The following is a 23,451-nucleotide window of genomic DNA, read 5'->3' as shown; positions in this document are numbered from 1 at the left end:
GCATTCCAAAGGATGTACACGGTTGAATGTGGGAGCTGGCTTGCCTGCGATAGCGGCAGTAGCCATAAGCAGATCTAGCGGTTCTGCAAAGACTCCAGCAGTTTCACCGTCGGATACCCATCCGCCGGCCATCCCAGCGCCTGCTGCGCCGCACGGATCGCCTTGCGTGTATTGGCACCGATAATCCCATCCGGGTTGCCTGCGTCATACCCCTTGGCGCTCAGCGCCGTCTGCAGGTCGATGCGCTGGGAGCGGCTCAGTGGCAGCTCATCCTTTGGCCAATCGCCCCGAATCACGCCGCCGCCGCCAAAGCGTTCCGACAACAGGCCTACTGCCAACGCGTAGGACGACGAGTTGTTGTACTTGAGGATCGCGCGGAAGTTATCCAGCACCAGGAACGCCGGGCCACGGTAACCCGCCGGCAATAGCAGGGCGGCAGACAGTTGGTCGACGTTCGGCGGCATGCTTGCGCCAAACGGCAGCTGCACGCCGAGTTTCATCCATTCGGCCACGGTCTTACGCACACCGCCGTCGGCCAGGGCGTAATCGAAATTCGTCGGCAGTTGCTTGACCTCGAAGCCCCACGGCTGGCCTTTCTGCCAGCCGGAGCTTTGCAGGTAGTGGGCGGTGGAGGCGAGGGCGTCGGCCGGGCTGTTCCAGATGTCGCGGCGGCCGTCGCCATCGAAGTCGACGGCGTGGGTGTTGTAGGTGGTAGGAATAAACTGGGTCTGGCCCATCGCGCCGGCCCAGGAGCCTTTCATCTGGTCGGCCTGGATGTCGCCGTGCTGGATGATCTGCAATGCGGCCAGCAATTGCGCCTGGGCAAACGCCGGGCGACGACCTTCGTAGGCCAGGGTTGCCAGCGAGCGGATCACCGAGTTGTTGCCCTGGAACTGGCCGAAGTTGCTCTCCATGCCCCACACCGAGACCAGTGCCTGGCGGTCGACGCCGTAGCGTTCTTCGATGCGCTGCAGGATGTCGGCGTGCTTGATCAGCAGCGCCTGGCCGTTGCGCACGCGCAGAGCTGACAGGGCGCCGTCGAGGTATTCCCACACCGGACGGGAAAACTCCGGCTGGCTGCGGTCGGCACGGATCACCGACATGTCCGGCGTGACATTGGCGAAGGCGTTATCAAAGACGGCGGGGGTGATCCCGGCTTTCAACGCTTGCTCGCGGAAAGCGGCCTGCCATTCGGCAAAGGTCTGGGTCGGCTGGATGTCGAGGTTGTCGACGGCCAGGGGCGCCACGACGGCAGGTGCCGCGACCGGTGCGGCCTGGAGTTTGGGCAGGGGTTGAGCGTCCGCGGCGGTGGGTTTCTCCGCGCAGGCGACGAGCAGAATGAGGCTGGAGGCAGCGATCAGCTGGCGAAGGTGCCAACGACGGGAAAGACAAGAGGGCATGCACAGGTCCAGGGATTACAAATCAGGTGCAGACCTTATCATGCCGAAGGGGCGCTTGCCTTCAGGCAGCCAGAAAGTAAGAAGCCTCCCAGCTATTAGACTGGAAGGCTTCGCGGCGGTAGCTGCCTTTGCCCTTGCCGGCGCGTTCCTGACGGCTGCGGAACAGTGGCTGGGCGATGATGGATTTGGCCTTGTTGGGGCCATGCTTGGATGGCTTTTTGCTCATGCTTGATACTCTCTGGGTGGGTTGGAGCGGTGCAAATCATCTGCCGAAGTTACGCTACTGTAAAGCCCGGCGAAATGTAGGAAAGGTAGACACGGTCAAAACTGTGGGAGCGGGCTTGCTCGCGAATGCGGAGTGTCAGTTTATAGACCAAGTGACTGACCCAACGCATTCGCGAGCAAGCCCGCTCCCACATTGGACTGTGGTGTTTTTGAGGGAGGGATTATTCGGCAGGCAATGTCAGGCGCTGTCCGGCCATCAGCAGCGACAACCGGCTCAAGCTCATCCACGGCGAACCCGCCGCCTGGCCCTTGATCTGTGCATCGATGCGCTGGGCCTCCAGCAACAGTTGTGCCCAGCGTTGCGCCGAGTGCCGTTGCAGGGCTTTGCTCATCAGGGGCTTGCGCTTGTCCCACACGGGCGGTCGGGCCTGGCTGAAGCACTTGTCCAGCGGCGTGCCCTGGCTGTATTGCAGGGCAATATTGGCCAATACCCGCAGCTCCCGGGCCAGGGCCCAGAGAATCACCGGCGGCTCCACGCCTTCGCCGCGCAGGCCTTCGAGCATGCGCAAGGCGTGGGCGGGTTCGCCATTGAGGATCGCATCCACCAGCCCGAATACGTCAAACCGGGCACTGTCAGCCACCGCACCCTGTACGGTTTCGACGGTGATCTGCCCGTCTTCGGCCATCAGCTTGAGCTTTTCGATCTCCTGGGCGGCGGCCAGCAAGTTGCCCTCGACCCGTGCGGCAATCAGCTCCACGGCGTCTTGCGTCGCCGATAGCCCCGACTGGGTCAGGCGCTGACGAATCCACTGCGGCAATTGATTGCTGTCCACCGGCCAGATCTGGATGAACTGGGTCTGCGGACCCTCCACCAGCGCCTTGCCCCACTTGGTTTTCTGCGCACTGCCGTCGAGCTTGGGCAGGCTGATCAGCAGCACCGTGTCTTCGGCGGGGCGTGAGCAGTATTCCATCAAGGCTGCCGCGCCTTTGTCACCCGGCTTGCCCGAAGGCAGGCGCAGTTCCAGCAGGCGCTTTTCGGCAAACAGCGACATGCTCGCACCGGCCTGCAGCAACGTGCCCCAGTCGAAACTGGCGTCGGCGGCAAACACCTGGCGTTCGTCGAAACCTTGCTGGCGCGCAGCGGTGCGGATGGCGTCGGCGGCTTCCTGGCACAGCAACGGGTCATCACCGCTGACGATGTAGACAGGCGCAAGGCCACCTTGCAGGTGTTTGGCGAGTTGGGCGGGGGCGAGTTTCATAGGCGGGGCGAACGGGGCGCTTGGGGCGCCCCGTCTGGCTTACTCGACAGGGACTTCAACAGGCGATTGTTTCGGCGTGTTGTCTTCGTATTCCTGCGCCGCTTTCAGGGCGTCGGCTTCAGCCTTGGCCTTGTTGTCAGCGGCTTGCTGCAAGGTTTCGAGTTTTTCCGGGGTCAGCATCTGCAGACGCAGGACGACACGCTGTACCAGCTCGCGACGGATTTCCTTGCGTACCTGGATGGTCTCGGAGTCCGAACCGACCAGGTTGTTGCCGTCGTGGCTGACGATTTTCTGTACCACGATCTTGTCGCCCATCAATGGCAAGTGATCGCGGCCCTGGACTTCGATGTTCAGCTCGGTGGCCAGTTCGATGTCCGACGCGCGGCCAGCGCTGGCGTAGCTCAGGTTACGCTGGGTTTCTTTCTCGTTGACCAGGACCAGCTTGTACGTCGCGCCGGTGTAGACGTGCACGCCGCTGTTTTCCAGTACCTGGCGCAGCTGGGTGACGGTATCGCCGTAGGCATCGCGTGCGCTGACGTCCAGTTCCTTGATTGCCAGCTCGTTGGTGCCGGTGCCGCGCAGCTGGAAGCCGCAAGCGCTCAGCAGTACGGCCAGGCCCATCACCAGCAGATTGCGTTTGATCATTGTGTTGCTCCCCTTGAAACCAGATGGGCCTTATCGAGGCCCTGAAGGTTTAGTTCGGCGCGGGCTCGAGCTCCGCGCCTGATCCGATTTAGCTGGCGACGATGTTGACCAGTTTGCCGGGCACCACGATCACTTTGCGGATCGTCAGGCCTTCGGTGAAGCGCAGCACGTTTTCGTTGACCCGTGCGGCGGCTTCGACGTCTTCGCGGCTGGCGCTGGCCGGCATGTCGATCTGGCCACGCAGTTTGCCGTTGACCTGGATCACCAGTTGCAGCGTGTCCTGTACCAGGGCGCTGTCATCCTGCTTTGGCCAGCCGGCATCGATGACTGCACCGCTGTGGCCCAGACGGCTCCACAGCTCATGGCTGATGTGCGGTGTGATCGGCGCCAGCAGTAGGGTGACCGTTTCCAGGCCTTCCTGAACCAGCGCGCGGTCCTGTTCGGTTGCCTGTGGTGCTTTTTCCAGCACGTTCATCAGCGTCATCACCTGGGCGATGGCGGTGTTGAACTTGTGGTTCTGGCCCACGTCCTGGCTCGCTTGGCGGATGGCCAGGTGAGTGCTGCGGCGAACGGCTTTCTGCTCTTCGCTCAGGCTCGCCACGTCCAGTTTGCCCGGCAGACCCTGGCTCACATGGGCGTGTGCCAGGCGCCAGACGCGCTTGAGGAAACGATGCGAACCTTCGACGCCGGAGTCGGACCATTCGGCGCTCATGTCAGGCGGCGACGCGAACATCATGAACAGGCGGCAGGTGTCGGCGCCGAACTGGTCGATCATCGACTGTGGGTCGACGCCGTTGTTCTTCGACTTGGCCATCTTCTCGGTGCCGCCGATTTCTACCGGCAGGCCGTCCGAGATCAGCTTGGCGCTGATGACCTTGGCTTTGCTGTCACGCTCCAGCTCGACGTCCGCCGGGTTGAACCAGGTGTAGGCACCATTGGCTTCGCGACGGTAGTAGGTCTCGGCGATCACCATGCCTTGGGTCAGCAGGTTCTTGAATGGCTCGTCGGAGCTCACCAGGCCTTCGTCACGCATCAGCTTGTGGAAGAAGCGCGCGTAGAGCAGGTGGAGGATGGCGTGTTCGATACCGCCGATGTACTGGTCCACTGGCAACCAATGGTCGGCTGCGGATTTTTCCACCAGGCCACCCTCGTAGTGCGGCGAGGCGTAGCGGGCGTAGTACCACGAGGACTCTACGAAAGTGTCCATGGTGTCGGTTTCACGCTTGGCAGGCTGGCCGCATTTCGGGCAGTTGCACTCGTAGAACTCAGGCATGCGCGCCAACGGCGAACCGGCGCCGTCCGGCACCACGTCTTCGGGCAGGACGACCGGCAGTTGGTCTTCCGGCACCGGCACGTCACCGCAGGTTTGGCAGTGGATGATCGGGATCGGGCAGCCCCAGTAGCGCTGACGGCTGATGCCCCAGTCGCGCAGGCGGAACTGGGTGCGCGAGGCGCCCAGGTTCTTTTTGATCAGCGCAACTTCGATGGCGTCGAACGCGCCCTGGAAGTCCAGGCCGTCGAACTCGCCGGAATTGATCAGGGTGCCGTGTTCGCCGTAGGCGTCTTGCCACGGGGCCGGGTTGGTGTCACCGGAGCTGGTGCGCACCACGGATTTGATCGGCAGGTCGTACTTGGTGGCGAATTCGAAGTCGCGTTCGTCGTGAGCCGGCACTGCCATTACGGCGCCATCGCCGTAGTGCATCAGCACGTAGTTGGCGACCCATACCGGCAGCTTTTCGCCAGTCAGCGGGTGCTCGACGAACAGGCCGGTCGGCAGGCCTTTTTTCTCCTGGGTAGCGACGTCGGCTTCCGCCACGCTGCCGCCTTTGCATTCGGCGATGAACGCCTGCAGCTCAGGGTTGTTCTGTGCCGCCTGGGTGGCCAGCGGGTGCTCGGCGGCCACGGCGACGTAGGTCGCGCCCATCAGGGTGTCCGGGCGGGTGGTGAATACTTTCAGTGCGCCAGCAACGCCGATCGAATCAACGTTGTACGGGAACTGCACTTCCATGCCCTTGGACTTGCCGATCCAGTTGCGCTGCATGGTCTTGACCTGTTCAGGCCAGCCCGGCAGATCGTCGAGGCTCGACAACAGTTCATCCGCGTAGGCGGTGATCTTGAAGTAGTACATCGGGATTTCGCGCTTTTCGATCAGCGCGCCGGAACGCCAGCCGCGACCATCGATCACCTGTTCGTTGGCGAGTACGGTCTGGTCGATCGGGTCCCAGTTCACGGTACCGCTCTTTTTGTAGATCACCCCTTTTTCGAACAGGCGAGTGAACAGCCATTGTTCCCAGCGGTAGTAGTCCGGCTTGCAGGTGGTCACTTCGCGGGACCAGTCCACCGCCAGGCCCAGGCTGCGCAGCTGGGTCTTCATGTAGGCGATGTTTTCGTAGGTCCACTTGGCGGGGGCCACGTTGTTTTTCATCGCGGCATTTTCCGCCGGCATGCCGAAAGCGTCCCAACCCATGGGTTGCAGAACGTTTTTACCGAGCATGCGCTGGTAGCGGGAAATCACGTCACCGATGGTGTAGTTGCGCACGTGCCCCATGTGTAGCTTGCCGCTGGGGTAAGGGAACATCGATAGGCAGTAGTAAGTCTCCTTGCCTGGCTGTTCACTGACTTCAAAGGACTTTTGCTCGTCCCAGAAGGTTTGGGCGGCATTTTCGATTTCACGGGGCTGATATTGTTCGTGCATGGCTACTTTTGAACTGAATAGGGGTGGCCTAATCCTCTTCGGTGCATGGCCGGGGTTGATCGACACCAAAAAGCGGCGCGTCCGTGCCCAAACCCTGCGGGAAGTGGAGTTACAGGAAGCGCCGTAGCATACATGACCCCACTCTATCGAGGGAAACCCTGATTGCGCAGGCCTGGCCGTCTGTCGCGGCACCAGGCAGGCGCAGCCACGGGGGCTACGCTGTTTATTGGGGAGCAAGAACTTTCTTCAATGAGGTGAGGGGATGGCTGAATCGCAGCGAACTTTAACGAAACCGCAGTTGTACGAAGGACTGATCGACCGTTTGGGTCGTGCATTGGATGCAGCAGATACCGCAGGCCGTTTGTGTGATGAGCGGCCTCAGGAGCTGGAGTTGCGTGGCTTGAGCCAGGCAGAGCTTGAATTGATCAAGGTTTACCTGGAGTCCAATCACCACCGCGCAGCACTTGGGCAGGCCTCCCCGCCAGCCCAGGAGCCCTCGAGCTCGGCTAAGGTGATTTGGCTGAAAGACTTGCCCACCGCCCGCGGCCCGGAAAAGCGCCGGGCCGTACGGTGCAAGTGAAGCACAGCGTTATCCGTTAACCTTCTCAAAATGTGCTGGTAAAGATTGTCGCTAAATCCCGTTGCATCTAGGCTTCGGGCATCTTTGGAGATGCCCGATGCCTTTTCGTTATTTCATTAAACAATTGTTGTTGCCGCCCGGCATTTTCTTGCTGCTGCTCGCACTTGCCTGGTGGTTTCGCCGCAGCCGCCCGCGCCTGGCTGGCGTGTGCTTTGCCCTTGGGTTTGGCGGGATGTGGCTGATCAGCCTGCCGGTGATGGTGGAGTGGGGCGCCCGGGCCCTGGAGACGGAGCCGCCTTTGGCGCAGGAAGACTGGTCGACCCTGGCCCAGCGTGCGGATGCCATTGTGGTGCTGGGTTCGGGGCGTGAGCGCGGCGATCCGGCGTGGGGCACCGACCAGCCGACCGGCGTCGGGCTTGAGCGCCAGCGCTATGCGGCGCGCCTGGCCAAGGCGTCAGGGTTGCCGGTGCTGACCAGCGGCGGGCTGCACTACGGCACGCCGCCCAGTGAGGCCGAGTTGATGGCGGTGTCGATGCGTGACGACTTCGGTGTGACGGTGCGTTGGAAGGAAGAGCGCAGCCGCACCACCTGGGAGAATGCGCAGATGAGTGCCGAGATTCTATTGCCCCAAGGCATCAAGCGCGTGGTGGTGGTGACTCAGGCGTGGCACATGCCGCGTTCGGTGTGGAGCTTTGAGAAGGCCGGTTTCACCGTGGTGCCCGGGCCGGTCGGCTTTCTGGGGGTGGACAACTCCCGGCCGCTCGGTGGCTGGATGCCGGAGTTCGTGTCGGTATGGCGCAGCGGGCAGTTGATCAACGAGGCGGTGGGGCAGGTAGGTTATCGATTGTTTTATAAGTAGCACCGCAGGACAAATGCGGGAGCGGGCTTGCTCGCGAATGCGGTGCATCAGTATCAGATGTGTTCACTGACACGCCGCCTTCGCGAGCAAGTCGAATCGTCGCACCGCCGCTCCTACACAAGCCCGTTCCCACATGGGTTTTGTGTTGTCCTTTAGACCGTCTTGGCCATTCTTGCGGCCAGCAGTGCCCAGCCAAACAGCAGTACACACACAATGATCAACGGCCACGACCGCCATTGCAGGTACGGCGTGAGGTTGTGCATCGGCACCACTTCACCATAAAGAATGCCGCGCTCGAACTGTGGGATCTGCTCGGTGATCTGCCCGTAGGGGTTGATCAGGCCGGTCACGCCGTTGTTGGTGGCGCGGATCATCCAGCGGCCGGCTTCCAGGGCACGCATCTGCGCCATTTGCAGGTGTTGCAAGGGGCCGATGGACGTGCCGAACCACGTGTCATTGCTGATTGTCAGGAGCAAATCGCTCTGTGCCGAGAGGCCGGCGGCAAACTCCGGGTACACCACTTCGTAGCAAATGAACGGTGCGATCTGATAACCCTTGGCCTGCAACATTGCCTGATCGGCCGGGCCACGGGCGAAGTCCGACATCGGCAAGTCGAAGAAAGCGATCAGCCCGCGCAGCATGTCTTGCAGCGGCACGTATTCGCCGAACGGCACGAGTTTTTGTTTCAGGTAGGTGCCATCACCTTCGCCCACCACAGTGATGCCGTTGAAGTAGCGCTTCTGGTGATGCACTTCCTGGCGGATCGGCACGCCGGTGATCAGCGCGGTATGCCGGTCGGCGGCAAACTTGCCCATCATCCCCAGATAGCCTTCAACCGACTCCTTGAGCACTGGCACTGCGGTTTCCGGCCAGATCAGCAAGTCGACGCGCTTGGAGGCGAAGCTCATGTCGCGGTACAGCGCCAGCTGTGCGTTGAGCTGTTCCGGGTCCCATTTCATGCTCTGTGCGACGTTGCCCTGGATCGCGGCGACGCTCAACGGTGCGCCGGACGGCGAGGTCCAGGCGTGATGCTTGAGGGCCAGGCCGATGGCCCACGGCGCAACCAGCAAGACCAGGCCCGCGCCGATAAAGGCGTTGCGCTTGCTCGCCAACAGGCGCGGCAAGTTGCACAGCACGGCGGCAGTCAGCGCCAGGGCGAAGGAGATCAGCCACATCCCGCCCAACGGCGCGAGGCCGGTCAGCGGGCCGTCGAGTTGACTGTAGCCGGAGTACAACCACGGGAAACCGGTGAGGAACCAGCCACGAAACGCTTCCTGGCCGACCCACAATGCAGCAAAGGTCAGGGCATCGGCCAGCGGTGCTTCATTGCGGCGCAGCCAGCGGGCCCACAGCCAGGCGGGCAGGGCGAAGAACAGGGCGATGGCGGCGGTGAACAGCAGCATCAGGAAGCCAGCCAGCAGCACCGAGGCGCCGCCGAAATGGTGGATGCTGTAGTAGATCCAGCTGGTGCCGGCACCAAACAGGCCGAAACCGAAACACCAGCCACGGCCCAAGGCCTGGCGTGGGCTCAGTTCCCGCAGGCCGATATAGAACAATCCGACGGCGATCAGCGCAAACGGCCACAGATCGAACGGCGCCAACGCCAGGGTAGTGGTGGCGCCGGCCACCACGGCCAGCAGGTTACCGGGCCAGCCGGGTGCGGTGAGACGGCGCATGTCAGTCCTTAGCGGGCAATAGGGGTCAAGCGGATCAAGTGGATACGACGACTGTCCGCATTAAGGATGCGGAAGCGGTACGCGCCGATCTCGGTGGTCTCGTTGCGTTTTGGCAGGTGGCCAAACGCATTCATCACCAGGCCGCCAACGGTGTCGAACTCATCGTCGGAGAATTCGCTGTCGAAGAACTCGTTGAAGTTTTCGATCGGTGTCAGCGCCTTGATCAGGAAATCACCGCTGGGCAGCGGCTTGATGTAGCTGTCTTCTTCGACGTCGTGTTCGTCTTCGATGTCGCCGACGATCTGTTCCAGCACGTCTTCGATGGTCACCAGGCCCGCCACGCCACCGTATTCGTCGATCACGATGGCCATGTGGTTATGGTTGGCGCGGAACTCACGCAGCAACACGTTCAGGCGCTTGGATTCCGGCACGAAGGTGGCCGGGCGCAGCAGGTCCTTGATGTTGAAGCTGTCGCCGTTCTCCTTGAGGATCAGCGGCAGCAGGTCCTTGGCCAGCAGGACGCCCATGACGTCGTCATGGCTTTCACCGATCACCGGGTAGCGCGAGTGCGCCGAGTCGATCACGGCCGGGAGGAATTCCCGTGGGGTCTGGGTCGCCTTGATGCTGATCATCTGCGAGCGCGGCACCATGATGTCGCGTACTTGCAGGTCAGCCACCTGGATGGCGCCTTCGACGATGGCCAGCGCTTCGCTGTCCAGCAACTTGTTCTGGTGGGCCTCGCGCAGCAGCTCCAGCAGCTCCTGGCGGTTTTTCGGCTCGTGGGCAAAAGCCTGGGTCAGTTTACCCAGCCATGACTTCTGCCCGTTGCTCGATCGGTCTTCGCTCATAGCGATTACTCTAAATCCTTTGTTGTTTCAGTTAGGTGTCGATCAGTTTTCGTCGTCTGCGTAGGGGTCAGGGTGACCCAATTCAGCAAGCAACGTTTTTTCCAGTGTTTCCATTTCCTCGGCTTCGTCATCGTCTATATGGTCGTAACCCAAGAGATGCAAGCAGCCGTGGATGACCAGATGAGCCCAGTGGGCTTCAAGGGCCTTGCCTTGTTCCTTGGCCTCGCGCTCGACGACTTCGACGCAGATCACCAGGTCGCCCAGCAGGGGGATGTCCAGCAACTCGTCGGGTACGTCGGCGGGGAAGGACAGCACGTTGGTCGCGTAGTCCTTCTGGCGCCAGGTGTGGTTCAGTTCGCGGCCTTCGGGCTCGTCCACCAGGCGGATGGTCAGTTCCGAGTCAGCGGTGCGCTGGCGCAGGGCCAGGGCACACCATTGACGGAACTGCTCTTCGCTGGGGGCGGGCGCTTCGGTGGCCAGCTGCAGGTCTAGCTCAAGCATCGCGGCGAACGTCCCTGGACAAGCCATCGTCACGGTGTTCGAAACGCTCGTAGGCTTCGACAATGCGCTGTACCAACGGGTGGCGGACCACGTCCTTGGGCATGAAGTGGGTGAAACTGATGCCCGGCACGTCCTTGAGCACCTCGATCACCTGGCTCAGGCCCGACTTGGTGCCTTTCGGCAGGTCGACCTGGGTGATGTCGCCAGTGATCACGGCGGTGGAGCCGAAACCGATCCGGGTCAGGAACATCTTCATCTGCTCGACGGTGGTGTTCTGGCTTTCGTCGAGGATGATGAAGCTGTTGTTCAGGGTGCGACCGCGCATGTACGCGAGCGGAGCGATCTCGATGACTTGGCGTTCGATCAGCTTGGCCACGTATTCAAAGCCAAGCATCTCGTACAGCGCGTCGTAGAGCGGGCGCAGGTACGGGTCGATCTTTTGTGCGAGGTCGCCAGGCAGGAAACCGAGCTTCTCGCCGGCTTCGACCGCCGGGCGTACCAGCAGGATGCGGCGCACTTGCTCGCGCTCCAGGGCGTCGACCGCACACGCCACGGCGAGGTAGGTCTTGCCCGTACCGGCGGGTCCGATGCCGAAGTTGATGTCGTTGCCGAGGATTTCCTTGACGTACTTCTGCTGATTCAAGCCGCGCGGGCGAATCATGCCTTTTTTGGTACGCAGGGCCACGCTGGCTTCGGCCACAGGGTTGTTGGCCAGGTCTTGCACGGCCGATTCCTGCAGGTACAGGTGCACGGTTTCCGGCGACAGCTCGCTACCCTTGGTTTCGCGGTAGAGGCGGCGCAGCAGGTTTTCCGCAGACGTGGTGTGCTGGGTTTCACCAATGAGTTCGAATTGATTGCCGCGGTTGCGGATCTCGATGCTCAGGCGTTGTTCGATCAGGCGCAGGTGCTCGTCGAACTGTCCGCACAGATTGGCGAAACGACGAGCCTCAAACGGCTCGAGGATAAAACGATGGGGTTCTACTATGGGTGCGTTCAAGGTCGCTTTTAGCCGCCCTTTGGCTGTTGAGTTGAAAGAGAGAATAACGCCAGCTGCCTGTGTGCGAAAGCACTTAAATGGACTGACCTCACTCTCCAGAACAATGAAGAACCTTTGTGGGAGCTGGCTTGCCTGCGATGAGGCCGGCACATCCAAAATAGAGGCTGGCTGTTGCATCGCTATCGCAGGCAAGCCAGCTCCCACATTTGAGCTTCATTTGTTTTCAGGTTTTTGCGATCAGTTGATCAACGAGCCCCGCAGCGAGTGCGGTTGCGCCGCGTCGATATGCACATCGGCGAACTGGCCGATCAAGGTCGGGTTGTCGCAGCGGAAGTTGACGATCCGGTTGTTCTCGGTGCGGCCTTGCAGCTCGCCCGGATCTTTCTTCGAATAGTCGGTAACCAGGATGCGCTGGACCGACCCGACCATTTGTCGGCTGATCTCGAACCCTTGCTGGTTCAAACGGTGCTGCAATGCATTCAAGCGTTCTTTTTTCAGCGCTTCCGGGGTCTCGTCCAGCAAGTCGGCCGCCGGTGTGCCGGGGCGCTGGCTGTAGACGAAGGAGTAGGAAAAGTCGAAACCGACGTCTTCGATCAGCTTCATGGTCTGCTGGAAGTCTTTCTCGGTCTCGCCGGGGAAGCCGACGATAAAGTCCGAACTGATGCAGATACCCGGTACCGCCGCACGCAATTTGCGCAGTTTGGATTTGTACTCCAGCGCGGTGTGGTTGCGTTTCATCGCCGCGAGAATGCGGTCCGAGCCCGATTGCACCGGCAAATGCAGGTGTTTGACCAGCTCCGGCACTTCGGCGTGGGCCTGGATCAGGCTGTCGGAAAACTCCAGCGGGTGCGAGGTGGTGTAGCGAATGCGCTCGATACCGTCCACGGCGGCGACCACGCGGATCAACTCCGCCAGGTCCGCCAGGCGGCCGTCGTCGGTCAGGCCGCGATAGCCGTTGACGTTCTGGCCGAGCAGGGTCACTTCACGCACGCCGTTTTCGGCGAGGTGGATGATTTCCGACAGCACATCGTCAAACGGCCGGCTGACTTCTTCACCTCGGGTGTAAGGCACCACGCAGAAGGTGCAGTACTTGCTGCAACCTTCCATCACCGACACATAGGCGCTCGGCCCGTCGATACGCGGCTCGGGCAAGTGGTCGAATTTTTCGATTTCAGGGAACGACACGTCCACCTGCGGCAGCTTGGTGAAGCGCGCGGCGTCGATCATTTCCGGCAGGCGGTGCAGGGTTTGCGGGCCGAAGACCACATCGACATAGGGCGCGCGATCGCGAATCGCCGCGCCTTCCTGGCTGGCCACGCAACCGCCGACGGCGATCACCATGTCCGGGTTGGCCAGTTTCAATTCGCGCCAGCGGCCCAGCTGGGAGTACACACGGTCCTGGGCCCGCTCTCGGATCGAGCAGGTATTGAGCAGGATCACGTCGGCATCTTCGGCGCGGGCGGTGACTTCCAGGGCCTGGTGTTCGCCCAGCAGATCGACCATGCGCGAGCTGTCGTACTCGTTCATCTGGCAACCGTGGGTTTCGATGTAAAGCTTCTTGGCCATGGGAATCGTCAACTGGTGGTAAAGAACCGCGCATTATAGGGGGCATGCCCATTGGTTCCTAGCGTTGTGCATCGGGTGCCATGCTATAGTTCGCGCCCTCTTTTATATCCCCGATGTGTTGTTCGCCCACCATGACCAAACGTGAAGCTCCAATCTATAAGGTGATTTTCCTCAATCAGGGCCAGGTGTTCGAAATGTACGCCAAGCAGATCTATCAGAGCGATCTGTGGGGGTTCCTGGAGGTGGAAGAGTTCGTCTTTGGCGAGCGCACCCAGTTGGTCGTCGATCCGGGCGAAGAGAAGCTCAAGGCGCAATTCGAAGGCGTGGTGCGCAGCTTTGTGCCGATGCATTCGATTGTGCGCATCGATGAAGTCGAGCGTTTGGGTACGCCGAAGATCAGTGAGGCGCGGGGGATGGGCAATGTGATGCCGTTTCCGATGCCGATGCCTGAGAAGTAGGGCGTTAGACCGCGTCGCTCCCTTCGCGAGCAAGCCCGCTCCCACATTCGACCGAGTTCCAAATTTGGAATGCAATTAAATGTGGGAGCGGGCTTGCTCGCGAAGAGGCCTTCAAAAGCACTGAAGATTCAGGGGAGGGGTGAGAAAGGCGAACGCCCATCCGCACTCTGCAATTCCTGCAGATAATTGCGGAAGATCTGCCCCAGCACCTGGGTCGCTACTTCCAATTCATCACGCTGCATGTGCTCGGCCACTTCGTCGGCCGTGTCCAGCGCATCCTCGGCACCGTTGACCGCGGCCATCTTCAGCACGATATACGCCTGGACGTTGTTGGCCGGTACGCCTTCGCCGTGGAAGAACATGGTGCCCAGCTTGAATTGGGCTTCGGCATGGCCCTGCAACGAGGCTTTCTCGAAGTAGCTCAAGGCTTTGTTGAGGTCGCGGGCGGGGTTCTTGCTGTCATGGTAATACTCGCCCAACTCGTATTGCGCCTGCGCATCCCCGCCGTCGGCCTGTTTCTGGCACGCGCTCAGGGCTTCGGCCTGGCTGTCTGGCTGGGTATTGAGGGTGCAACGACCCATCGCTGGGATTAACAACGAGTTGCCGCCTGCTTGTGCATATGCCAGCAGCGGCTGAAGGAGCAACAGGCAGCCCAGAACCAGGGTGCGGCCGGTGCGTTTCATGGGAATCGACTTACCTCTGACGGGGCACGCGGACCCTCGCGGGATCCAATAAGCGCGCATTATGAAATAAGCAGGCCTCTGCTTACAAAGTCTTTACTCGTTTTTCTGCTGGTTGGGCAAGTTATCTGCCGGATTGCAGGTGATTTCTCGAAAAAACAAGGAAATGTCTGTAAGCAAAGTAGCAAATCTGACGCCACCGGGGGCGGCGTCAGGCGATGCATCGGCTTATTTCAAGGCAGCGAAGGCGCGCTCGGCGGCATCCAGGGTCAGTTTCAGCTCGGCTTCGCCATGGGCGATCGAAGTGAAGCCGGCTTCGAAGGCACTCGGCGCCAGGTATACGCCGCCTTCCAGCATCAGGTGGAAGAAGCGCTTGAACAGGCCGGCGTCGCTGCCCATCACATCGTCAAAGGTGACGATGTCGTCGGCACCGCTGAAGTACAGGCCGAACATGCCGCCTGCCTGTGTGGTAACGAACGGGATACCGGCAGCGTCGGCGCGTTGTTGCAGGCCGTCGAGCAGGCGGGTGGTGTAGTCGGTCAGCTCGGCGTGGAAGCCCGGGCGGCTGATCAGGCGCAAGGTGGTCAGGCCGGCGGCCATCGCCAGGGGGTTACCGGACAATGTGCCCGCCTGGTACACCGGGCCCAGCGGTGCGATGTGCTGCATGATTTCGCGCTTGCCACCGAAGCAGCCGACAGGCATGCCGCCGCCAATGATCTTGCCGAAGGTGCTCAGGTCTGGTGTGACGCCGTAGTACGCCTGTGCGCCGCCGAGGGCCACGCGGAAACCAGTCATCACTTCGTCGAAGATCAGCACGACGCCGTGCTTGTCGCACTGCTCGCGCAGGCCTTCGAGGAAGCCCGGCGCCGGCGGTACGCAGTTCATGTTGCCGGCGACCGGCTCAACGATGATGCACGCCACGTCCTGGCCCACTTCACTGAGCATCTGCTCGACCGCAGCGATGTCGTTGAACGGCAAGGTCAGGGTGTGTTTGGCGAACGCCGCCGGCACGCCGGCCGAGCTTGGCACGCCTTGGGTCAACAGGCCGGAACCGGCCTTGACCAGCAGGCTGTCGGAGTGGCCGTGGTAGCAGCCTTCGAACTTGATGATGCTGTCGCGGCCGGTGAAACCACGGGCCAGGCGGATTGCGCTCATGGTCGCTTCGGTGCCGGAGCTGACCATACGCACCATTTCCATCGACGGCACGATCGAGCAGACCAGGTCGGCCATCTCGGTTTCCATCGCCGTCGGCGCGCCGTAGGACAGGCCGTGTTGCAGTTGCTGGCGCACTGCGTCGAGCACGTCCGGGTGGCTGTGGCCGAGGATCATCGGCCCCCAGGAACCGACGTAGTCCACATAGCGCTTGTCATCTTCGTCGGTGACGTAGGCGCCTTCGGCATGCTTGAAGAACAACGGCGTGCCGCCCACGCTCTTGAACGCACGCACGGGGGAGTTCACACCGCCGGGGATGTGCTTCTGGGCATTGGCAAACAGCGTTTCGGAACGGGACATGATGGGCTCTCTGAAGTCAGACTTGCTTTCTATTTAAGGCGCAGAAGGGCGTTGAAGGCGCGGGCGCGGCGTGTCACTTCCTGGGTGCTGTCGGCACCGAACAGGCCGTGGACCACCGCCAGCAGGTCGGCACCGTGGGCCACCAGCGGTTCGGCGTTCTCCAGGGTAATGCCGCCGATCACGCAGATCGGCACCTGCAACCGCGCGCGGGCCTGGGCCAGCATTTCAACGGTGGCCGCCGGGGCGCCGGGCTTGGTGTTGGAATTGAAGAAGCGGCCGAAGGCGACATAACTCGCGCCTTCTTTGGCGGCCTGCTCGGCCAGTTCGATCTGGCCGTGGCAGGTGGCGCCGATGATCGCCTTGGAACCGAGCAGCGCACGGGCCGGAGTCAGCGGGCCGTCGGTCTGGCCCAGGTGCACGCCGACGCCCAGGCGCGCGGCCAGTTCGGCGTCGTCGTTGATGATCAACTGGGTCTTGTAGCGCGAGCACAGTTCGCGCAGCTTTTCCGCTTCACGCAGGCGGCGGGCTTCGTCGCTGCTTTTGTCGCGGTACTGCAGCAGGGTCACGCCACCGTCCAACGCCGCTTCGACGTAGGCGAGGAATTTGCCGGCCAACAGTTGGCTGTCGGTAATGGCATAAAGGCCACGTAGTTTCATCGGGCAGGTTCCTTGGGCTTACGAGCAGAAATCCAGCGGCAATCGGCGCGGTACGAACTGGCCCTGGCCGAGTTGTTCGGCGTCACGCAGGGTGCGCCAAGTGTAGTTGAGGGCCGATTGCACGGCACTGACCAAACCTTCGCCCTGGGCAATCCGCCCACTCAGTGCACTCGCAAGCGTACAGCCCGAACCGTGATAACTGCCCGGCAGACGCTGGCAGGTAAAGGTCTGCTGCGTGCCATCACGGCTATATAGGCGGTTGTGTACTTCATGCTCATCGCCATGGCCGCCGGTGATCAGCAGGTGCTTGATAAACGGCAATAGCTTCGCGGCGCATTCATCCGCCGTACCTTCGGGCAACTCGGCGAGGATGCGGGCTTCAGGCAGGTTCGGCGTGGCGATCAGCGACAGCGGGAACAAACGCTCGCGCATCGCATAACCGACCTCGTCCTTGCCCAGGCTGCCGCCGCCACCGGCGCGCAGCACCGGGTCGCACACCACTGGCAGGTGCGGGTGCGCCTGGAGCAGCTCGACCACGGTGTCGACCATCGCGGTGGAGCCGAGCATGCCCAGCTTGACCGCCGCGACTTCGGAATCGCCAAGCACGGCATTGGCCTGGGCCAACACCCACTCGCGGTCGAGTACGCGGAAGTCGCTGACATTGACCGTGTTCTGCACGGTCAGGGCGGTGACGGCCGGAGCCGCATGGCAACCCTGGGCGAGCAGGGCTTCGATATCTGCCTGCAGGCCGGCGCCACCACTGGGGTCATGGCCGGAGAGACAGAGGACAACGGGGCGAGAGCTGTAGATATTCATGGTGCGCGAGCTTACCACCAAACGCTTTTTGCGTGGCTGTCTGGCGATGGCTGAATTTTGCTGCGCTAATGACGCTTTTCTGGCGCTGGCCTTGCCGGATAAAACGTGCCGAAAGGCCCGTGCTAGAGCCTCCGTAAAAATTAATTACATGGTGTCCAATGGCCTTTAGCGGCTATGCTAGAGTGGATCCAAATTACTAACAGTATCGCCGGTATACGTCTTCTCAAAAGGAATGGGGGGCTTTTGACTAACCGGACAGGCCACGCTGGGGCTCTATGCGCTATTTTTTCATTCTACTGTTGTGCGGGCTGCCGCTGTTCGCCAACGCCATCGGGTTCAACCAGGACACGCGAAGCCTGCCCCTGGGCCGAGTGATGCAAGTCCTTGAAGACCCCACCGATGCCCTCACTATCGCCGAGGTCAGCTCCCCCGCCTACGCCGCACAGTTCAAGCCCCATGACAAAGCCACCCTGAATGCCGGTTACTCGCGCTCGGTGTTCTGGCTCAAGGTCGACCTGCATTATCAAGCCAAGGACCCGCGCGCGCCGCGTACGTGGTTTCTGGAGTTGGCCTACCCGCCGCTCAACCACCTGGACCTGTACCAGCGCGACAGCACCGGCGCCTACCGCCTGAGCACCCGCACCGGTAGCGCGCTGCCGTTTTCCAGCCGTGAAGTGCGCCAGAGCAACTACCTGTTCAAGCTCAACTTCGTGCCCGACCAGCAGGAAACCCTCTACCTGCGCCTGCAAAGTGAAGGTTCGATCCAGGCCCCCCTGACTCTCTGGGCCGGCACCGCCTACCTGGAAGAACAACCGCTGCGCCTCTATATCCTCGGCGCGATCTACGGCGTGCTGCTGGGGATGCTGATCTACAACCTGTTCATCTACCTGAGCGTGCGCGACACCAGCTACCTCTATTACATCCTCTATATCGCCTCGTTCGGCCTGTACCAGTTGTCGGTCAATGGCGTGGCCGTGGAGTACTTCTGGCCGGACAGCCCGTGGTGGACGAATGCCGCGGTGCCGTTTCTGATCGGGTCGGCCGCGCTGTTCGGCAGCTTGTTTGCGCGCAGCTTCCTGCATACCGCTCAGCACAGTCGCTGGCTTGACCGGATCTTACTGGCGCTGGCCGCCTGTGGCGCGCTGGTGATGGCGCTGGCCCTGCTGACCAGCTACGCCGTGGCCCTGCGTCTGGCCACCGGCTTGGCGCTGGTGTTCACCGTGACCATCTTTATTGCCGCGATCAAGGCCTGGCTGTGTGGCCAACGCATGGCGCGCTATTTCATCATCGCCTGGTCGGCGTTCCTGCTCGGCGGGGTGGTCAACACGATGATGGTGCTGGGTTACCTGCCCAACATCTTCCTGACCATGTACGCCAGCCAGATCGGCTCGGCCATCGAAGTGGCGCTGCTGTCCCTGGCCCTGGCGGATCGCATCAACGGCATGCGTGAGCAGCAAGCGCAGATCCTGTTCGATGCCAGCCAGAAACTCGAAGTGCTCAACCAGCAACTGGCCCGCAGCAACCGGCTCAAGGACGAATTCCTCGCCACCCTGACCCACGAATTGCGCACCCCCATGAATGGCGTGATCGGCTCCCTCGAACTGATGCAGACCGTGCCCCTAGGCGCCGACCTCGCGCATTACCAGCAAACCGCCGCCGGTTCTGCGCGGGACATGATGCGCATGGTCAACGGCATCCTCACCCTCACCGAACTGCAAGCCGGGCGCCTGAGCGCCCAGCCGCAGGTGTTCAGCCTGCGCGGTGTACTCGATACCCTGCGCCAGCAATTCAACGCCAGCGCCCAGGGCAAGGGCCTGGAGTTTTCGATTGATGTGGCGGATGAACTGCCGGACCGAGTGCTCGGCGATGCCGACAAACTGACCCAGTGCCTGGGTTGCCTGCTGGACAACGCCTTCAAGTTCACCCATCAGGGCGCCGTGCGTCTGCGCGTGGTCGGCGTGCCGGATAGCAGCGGTGCGTTGCGCTTGAGCTTTATCGTCACCGACACCGGCATCGGTTTTGCCTTTCTTGACGAGGCCACGCTGTACCAGCGCTTCTTCCAGCTCGACGGTTCGACCACCCGTGAGTACGGCGGCCTGGGCATTGGCCTGGCGATCTGCCGACAGTTGACTGAGTTGCTGGGCGGGCGCCTGACCCATCATTCCGAGCCGCGCAAGGGTAGCCGCTTCCAGTTGGAGGTGGAGGTCAGCCCGGTGCCGTCCGAACCGAAAAAAGCGCCCGACCGACAGCGCTGCCCGCAGGACTGCACGGTACTGCTGGTGGACGACAACAGTGTCGGCCAACTGGCGGTGCGCGGCATGCTGCTCAAGCTCGGCTACCGGGTCAAAACCGTGGACACCGGCGCGGCGGCATTGGCGGCCTTGCAGGCGGACAGCTTTGATGCGGTATTGTTGGATGTGCCTGAAGGCGGTTTCTCGTTGTGCTGTCAGATTCGTGCACTGCCCGGTTGCGGTGAATTGCCGGTGATTGCGCTGAGCACGTCGTTGAATGTGTCGGACCGTGAGCGGTGCCATGGCATCGGCATCACCGACCAGCTGGGCAAGCCGGTGCGTTTCGACGCGTTGCAAGCGGTGCTGGAGCGTCGTGTGCTGTGCCAGGTCGAGGGCGAAAGCGCCGGACATTAGGCGCCTATGCCACTTTTTTAAGCGCAGAGCCGGTGCTTAACTGAAATTCAGGCCGCTGATGACCGTGGCCTTTTTTCCAGGAGGCCCGTCATGAACCTGCATCAATTCGCCGAAACCCACGACGTCACCAACCAGCCGCCCTCCCTGGACGGCACCAACCTGTATCGCATCGACCTGCCCCTGCAAGACTGGTCGCGCCGTTTCGGCGCCGGCTGGGCAGAGACGCGCCTGGATGCCTACGGCGCGCTGGCCGGTGGACCACTGATGGCGGCCGGTTTCCTGTCGAATCAGCACAAGCCGGAGTTCAGCAGCCATGACCGTTATGGCCATCGCATCGACACTGTGACGTTTCATCCGGCGTACCACGAACTGATGCGCACCGCCGTCGAGCATGGCCTGCCGTCGCTGCCTTGGGCACACCCGCAGCCCGGCGCCCATGTGGCCCGCGCTGGCTTGACCTACCTGCATAGCCAGGCCGAAGCGGGCACCGGTTGCCCACTGACCATGACCTTCGCCTGCGTCCCGGCCCTGCGCTTGCAGCCGGACTTGGCTGACATCTGGTTACCGAAAATCCTCAACACCGAATACGACCCGCGCAACGTCGGTATCGCCCACAAAGGCGGTGCCACCATCGGCATGGCCATGACCGAGAAACAGGGGGGCACCGATGTGCGCGCCAATACGACCCGCGCTTACCCGGTGGGCGCCGGTGGTCCTGGCCAGGCGTATGAACTGGTGGGTCATAAGTGGTTCTGCTCGGCGCCGATGTGCGATGGGTTCCTGACCTTGGCCCAGACCGACAAGGGGCTTACCTGTTTCCTACTGCCCCGGCACCGTCCGGATGACACGCGCAACGAGTTTTACATCCAACGCCTGAAGAACAAACTCGGTAACTGCTCCAACGCCTCCAGCGAAGTGGAGTTTCGCGGCGCCCTGGCCTGGATGGTCGGCGAAGAAGGTCGTGGCGTACCGACCATCATCGAAATGGTCGCCATGACCCGTTTCGATTGCATGGTCGGTTCCAGCGCTCTGATGCGCCAGGCGCTGACCCAGGCCAGCCATCATTGCGCCCATCGTACGGTGGGTGGCCGCCTGCTCAGCGAGCAACCGCTGATGCAAAACGTGCTCGCCGACCTGGCCCTGGAAAGCGAAGCCGCGCTGGCGTTGAGCATGCGCATGGGCGGCGCGCTGGATCATCTGGATGATGCGCGGGAAGCCAAGTTCGCCCGGCTGGTGACGGCGGTGGGCAAGTATTGGATCTGCAAGCGTGCGCCGGCGATGATCAACGAAGCAGCCGAATGCATGGGCGGTGCGGGGTATGTCGAGGACAGTATCCTGCCGCGTCTGTACCGTGAGGCGCCGGTGAATTCAACGTGGGAAGGTTCCGGCAACGTGCAGTGCCTGGACGTGTTGCGTGCGTTGTCGAAGGAGCCGGGAGTGTTGGAGGCGCTGTTCGTCGAACTGGGGGATGGGCATGGCGATAAATTGTTGGCGCGGCATGTTGAACAATTGAAAGCGGCGTTCATGGACACCCAGGACATTCAGTACCGTGCGCGGCAACTGACCGAGGACATCGCCGTGGCGTTGCAGGCCAAGTTGTTGCTGGAGGCGGGAAATGCGGCGGTCAGTGATGGGTTTATTGCCAGCCGGTTGGGTGAGTCGTCCGGGCGGGTGTATGGCACCTTGCCGCGTGGGGTGGATGTGGAAGCCATCGTCGCCCGCTCCACCCCCCAATCTCTCTGACAGCATTGGGCCAAAATGTGGGAGCCGGCTTGCCTGCGATAGCGGTCTGTCAGTCAAATCACTGCTGACTGACCCACGGTAATCGCAGGCAAGCCAGCTCCCACATTGAGTGCATTCCAACTCCGCTGTTTCAGTGGCGCTGGGATACAGGCAAGATAAAGGCCTGCACGTCAGAACACAGGATGCTTACCGTGACCGAAGCTTTTGTTGTCGTTCAATCCGCCGAAGAAGCCGTGGACCGGCTGGCGGCCCTGCATGAGCGTGCTACCGGCGCACTCAACAGAGCCCTCAAGCAATACCTCAAGGACCGCGTCGAACCCGACGCCGAACAACGCGCGCTGTTTCGCTACCCGGAACTGCGCCTGACCTACCACTGCCACGGCGAAGTCCCACAGACGACCCGGGCGTACGCCAAGGTCCAGTTGCCTGGAACCTACAGCGTCACCGTGACCCATCCCGCCGCGTTCCGTAAGTACCTGCTGGAGCAACTGGTGCCGCTGATGCACGACTTCACCGTGACGGTGGAAGTGGGCGTCAGTGAGCAGAACATCCCGTACCCGTACGTGGTGGAGCAGGGCGACGAACTGGCCGGCTCCGGCGTGACTGCCGCGACCCTGGCCCGCGTGTTCCCGAGCACCGACCTGTCGGCCGCCACCGATGGCATCGCCGATGGCCTCTACGACTGGGAAAACACCGACCCGCTGCCGTTGGCACTGTTCGATGCGGCCCGCGTGGACTTCTCCCTGCGCCGGCTGGTGCACTACACCGGCAGCGACTGGCGCCATGTGCAGCCGTGGATCCTGCTGACCAACTACCACCGCTACGTTGACCAGTTCATCCTGCATGGCCTGGAACAATTGCGCAGCGACCCGCGTTTTATCCGCATGGTGCTACCGGGCAACGTGGTGATCGACAAGGCCATGGACCATGGCGAAGCGTCGGCGATTGCCGCAGGCGTGGTCTGGCACCGCTATCAGATGCCGGCCTATCACCTGCAGGCCAGCGACGGCCACGGGGTGACCCTGGTGAACATCGGCGTCGGCCCGTCCAACGCCAAGAACATCACCGACCACCTTGCCGTGCTGCGTCCGCATTGCTGGCTGATGATCGGCCACTGCGGCGGCCTGCGCCAATCCCAGACCATCGGCGACTACGTATTGGCCCACGCCTATATGCGCCGCGACGGGATTCTCGATCGTGTGGTGCCGCCGAACATTCCGATCCCGGCCCTGGCCGAGGTGCAAATGGCGCTGCAACAAGCGGCCGCCAATATCACTGGCGAAAAAGGCGAAGAGCTGAAAAAACGCCTGCGCACCGGCACCGTACTGACCTACGACGACCGCAACTGGGAACTGCGCTGGGCCCAGGAACGGCCGCTGATCAACCTGTCCCGCGCCGTTGCCGTGGACATGGAAAGCGGCACGATTGCCGCCCAGGGTTATCGCTTGCGGGTTCCGTACGGCACCCTGCTGTGCGTATCGGACAAACCGCTGCACAGCGAAATCAAGCTGCCGGGTTCGGCCAACGCGTTTTATGAGCGTGCAGTCAGCCAGCACTTGAAGATCGGCATCGCCGCGGTGGATTTGCTGCGCACCGAACTCAACTCACTGCACTCGCGCAAACTGCGCAGCTTTGACGAGCCGCCGTTCCGCTAAGCGGTTGGGATGGTCATTTAACGGTCAGGCCACTA

20 protein-coding genes are annotated in these 23,451 nt (G+C 61.9%); 6 read left to right on the top strand and 14 right to left on the bottom strand.

Annotated features, from left to right (window positions below):
- Positions 1–74: 74 nt before the first annotated feature.
- The 5 genes from PSH81_RS23675 to leuS form a co-directional block, all read right to left on the bottom strand.
- Complete coding sequence (locus PSH81_RS23675; protein WP_305391589.1) at positions 75–1,400, bottom strand: lytic murein transglycosylase; 1,326 nt, start codon at positions 1,398–1,400, stop codon at positions 75–77.
- A 61-nt stretch (positions 1,401–1,461) separates the two neighbouring features.
- Entirely contained in the window at positions 1,462–1,626 is a 165-nt protein-coding gene (gene arfA, locus PSH81_RS23670) for an alternative ribosome rescue factor ArfA (RefSeq protein ID WP_003176285.1), read from the bottom strand.
- Between the two features lie 220 nt (positions 1,627–1,846).
- Entirely contained in the window at positions 1,847–2,884 is a 1,038-nt protein-coding gene (gene holA / locus PSH81_RS23665) for a DNA polymerase III subunit delta (protein ID WP_305391588.1), read from the bottom strand.
- 39 nt (positions 2,885–2,923) lie between these two features.
- On the bottom strand, positions 2,924–3,529 hold the full coding sequence (gene lptE / locus PSH81_RS23660; protein WP_192299027.1) for an LPS assembly lipoprotein LptE: 606 nt from the start codon (positions 3,527–3,529) through the stop codon (positions 2,924–2,926).
- A gap of 88 nt (positions 3,530–3,617) precedes the next feature.
- Complete coding sequence (leuS, locus tag PSH81_RS23655) at positions 3,618–6,224, bottom strand: leucine--tRNA ligase (protein ID WP_305391587.1); 2,607 nt, start codon at positions 6,222–6,224, stop codon at positions 3,618–3,620.
- Positions 6,225–6,486: 262 nt separating this feature from the next.
- Here leuS and PSH81_RS23650 point away from each other — a divergent pair, with 262 nt between their 5' ends.
- Both PSH81_RS23650 and PSH81_RS23645 read left to right on the top strand, forming a co-directional pair.
- A complete protein-coding gene (locus PSH81_RS23650; protein WP_305391586.1) occupies positions 6,487–6,804 on the top strand; it encodes a hypothetical protein in 318 nt (105 codons plus the stop codon).
- A 97-nt stretch (positions 6,805–6,901) separates the two neighbouring features.
- Positions 6,902–7,663, top strand: coding sequence for a YdcF family protein (locus PSH81_RS23645; protein WP_192299024.1), 762 nt, complete (start codon positions 6,902–6,904; stop codon positions 7,661–7,663).
- Between the two features lie 152 nt (positions 7,664–7,815).
- Here PSH81_RS23645 and lnt read toward each other — a convergent pair whose 3' ends face one another.
- The 5 genes from lnt to miaB all read right to left on the bottom strand — a co-directional run bounded on the left by lnt (position 7,816) and on the right by miaB (position 13,251).
- A complete protein-coding gene (gene lnt / locus PSH81_RS23640; protein WP_305391585.1) occupies positions 7,816–9,339 on the bottom strand; it encodes an apolipoprotein N-acyltransferase in 1,524 nt (507 codons plus the stop codon).
- Positions 9,340–9,347: 8 nt separating this feature from the next.
- Entirely contained in the window at positions 9,348–10,187 is an 840-nt protein-coding gene (locus PSH81_RS23635) for an HlyC/CorC family transporter (RefSeq protein ID WP_017528925.1), read from the bottom strand.
- Between the two features lie 42 nt (positions 10,188–10,229).
- Positions 10,230–10,688: an rRNA maturation RNase YbeY gene (gene ybeY / locus PSH81_RS23630; protein WP_305391584.1), complete on the bottom strand. Its 459-nt coding sequence runs from the start codon at positions 10,686–10,688 to the stop codon at positions 10,230–10,232.
- The gene (locus tag PSH81_RS23625; RefSeq protein ID WP_305391583.1) at positions 10,681–11,685 is read right to left on the bottom strand and encodes a PhoH family protein; all 1,005 of its coding nucleotides are present in this window, start codon (positions 11,683–11,685) and stop codon (positions 10,681–10,683) included. Before PSH81_RS23625 ends, ybeY begins: the two co-directional genes overlap by 8 nt.
- Positions 11,686–11,922: 237 nt before the next feature.
- On the bottom strand, positions 11,923–13,251 hold the full coding sequence (gene miaB, locus PSH81_RS23620; RefSeq protein WP_192299021.1) for a tRNA (N6-isopentenyl adenosine(37)-C2)-methylthiotransferase MiaB: 1,329 nt from the start codon (positions 13,249–13,251) through the stop codon (positions 11,923–11,925).
- Positions 13,252–13,382: 131 nt separating this feature from the next.
- On the opposite strand from miaB, the gene PSH81_RS23615 reads away from it, so the two are divergent.
- Complete coding sequence (locus PSH81_RS23615) at positions 13,383–13,709, top strand: DUF1820 family protein (protein ID WP_017735645.1); 327 nt, start codon at positions 13,383–13,385, stop codon at positions 13,707–13,709.
- Between the two features lie 128 nt (positions 13,710–13,837).
- Here the strand turns inward: PSH81_RS23615 and PSH81_RS23610 are convergent, their stop codons facing one another.
- The 4 genes from PSH81_RS23610 to PSH81_RS23595 form a co-directional block, all read right to left on the bottom strand.
- Positions 13,838–14,392 (bottom strand): tetratricopeptide repeat protein, encoded by a 555-nt coding sequence (locus PSH81_RS23610; protein WP_305391582.1) that lies wholly within the window; start codon positions 14,390–14,392, stop codon positions 13,838–13,840.
- Positions 14,393–14,617: 225 nt separating this feature from the next.
- Positions 14,618–15,901, bottom strand: coding sequence for a glutamate-1-semialdehyde 2,1-aminomutase (gene hemL / locus PSH81_RS23605; RefSeq protein ID WP_192299019.1), 1,284 nt, complete (start codon positions 15,899–15,901; stop codon positions 14,618–14,620).
- Positions 15,902–15,930: 29 nt separating this feature from the next.
- On the bottom strand, positions 15,931–16,557 hold the full coding sequence (gene thiE, locus PSH81_RS23600; protein WP_305391581.1) for a thiamine phosphate synthase: 627 nt from the start codon (positions 16,555–16,557) through the stop codon (positions 15,931–15,933).
- A gap of 18 nt (positions 16,558–16,575) precedes the next feature.
- Positions 16,576–17,373: a hydroxymethylpyrimidine/phosphomethylpyrimidine kinase gene (locus tag PSH81_RS23595; protein WP_192299017.1), complete on the bottom strand. Its 798-nt coding sequence runs from the start codon at positions 17,371–17,373 to the stop codon at positions 16,576–16,578.
- 275 nt (positions 17,374–17,648) lie between these two features.
- Between PSH81_RS23595 and PSH81_RS23590 the strand changes: the two genes are divergently transcribed.
- From PSH81_RS23590 to amn, 3 genes are all read left to right on the top strand, one after another.
- Positions 17,649–20,018 (top strand): hybrid sensor histidine kinase/response regulator, encoded by a 2,370-nt coding sequence (locus PSH81_RS23590; protein WP_305391580.1) that lies wholly within the window; start codon positions 17,649–17,651, stop codon positions 20,016–20,018.
- A 90-nt stretch (positions 20,019–20,108) separates the two neighbouring features.
- Positions 20,109–21,761: an acyl-CoA dehydrogenase family protein gene (locus PSH81_RS23585; protein ID WP_305391579.1), complete on the top strand. Its 1,653-nt coding sequence runs from the start codon at positions 20,109–20,111 to the stop codon at positions 21,759–21,761.
- Between the two features lie 182 nt (positions 21,762–21,943).
- Positions 21,944–23,416: an AMP nucleosidase gene (gene amn / locus PSH81_RS23580; RefSeq protein ID WP_305391578.1), complete on the top strand. Its 1,473-nt coding sequence runs from the start codon at positions 21,944–21,946 to the stop codon at positions 23,414–23,416.
- The last annotated feature ends 35 nt before the right edge of the window (positions 23,417–23,451 follow it).

The organism is Pseudomonas sp. FP2335, assembly GCF_030687535.1.
Classification (GTDB): Bacteria; Pseudomonadota; Gammaproteobacteria; order Pseudomonadales; family Pseudomonadaceae; genus Aquipseudomonas.
The sequence above is the reverse complement of the archived record's forward strand: the minus strand, read 5'-3'. Positions and strand labels throughout refer to the sequence as shown.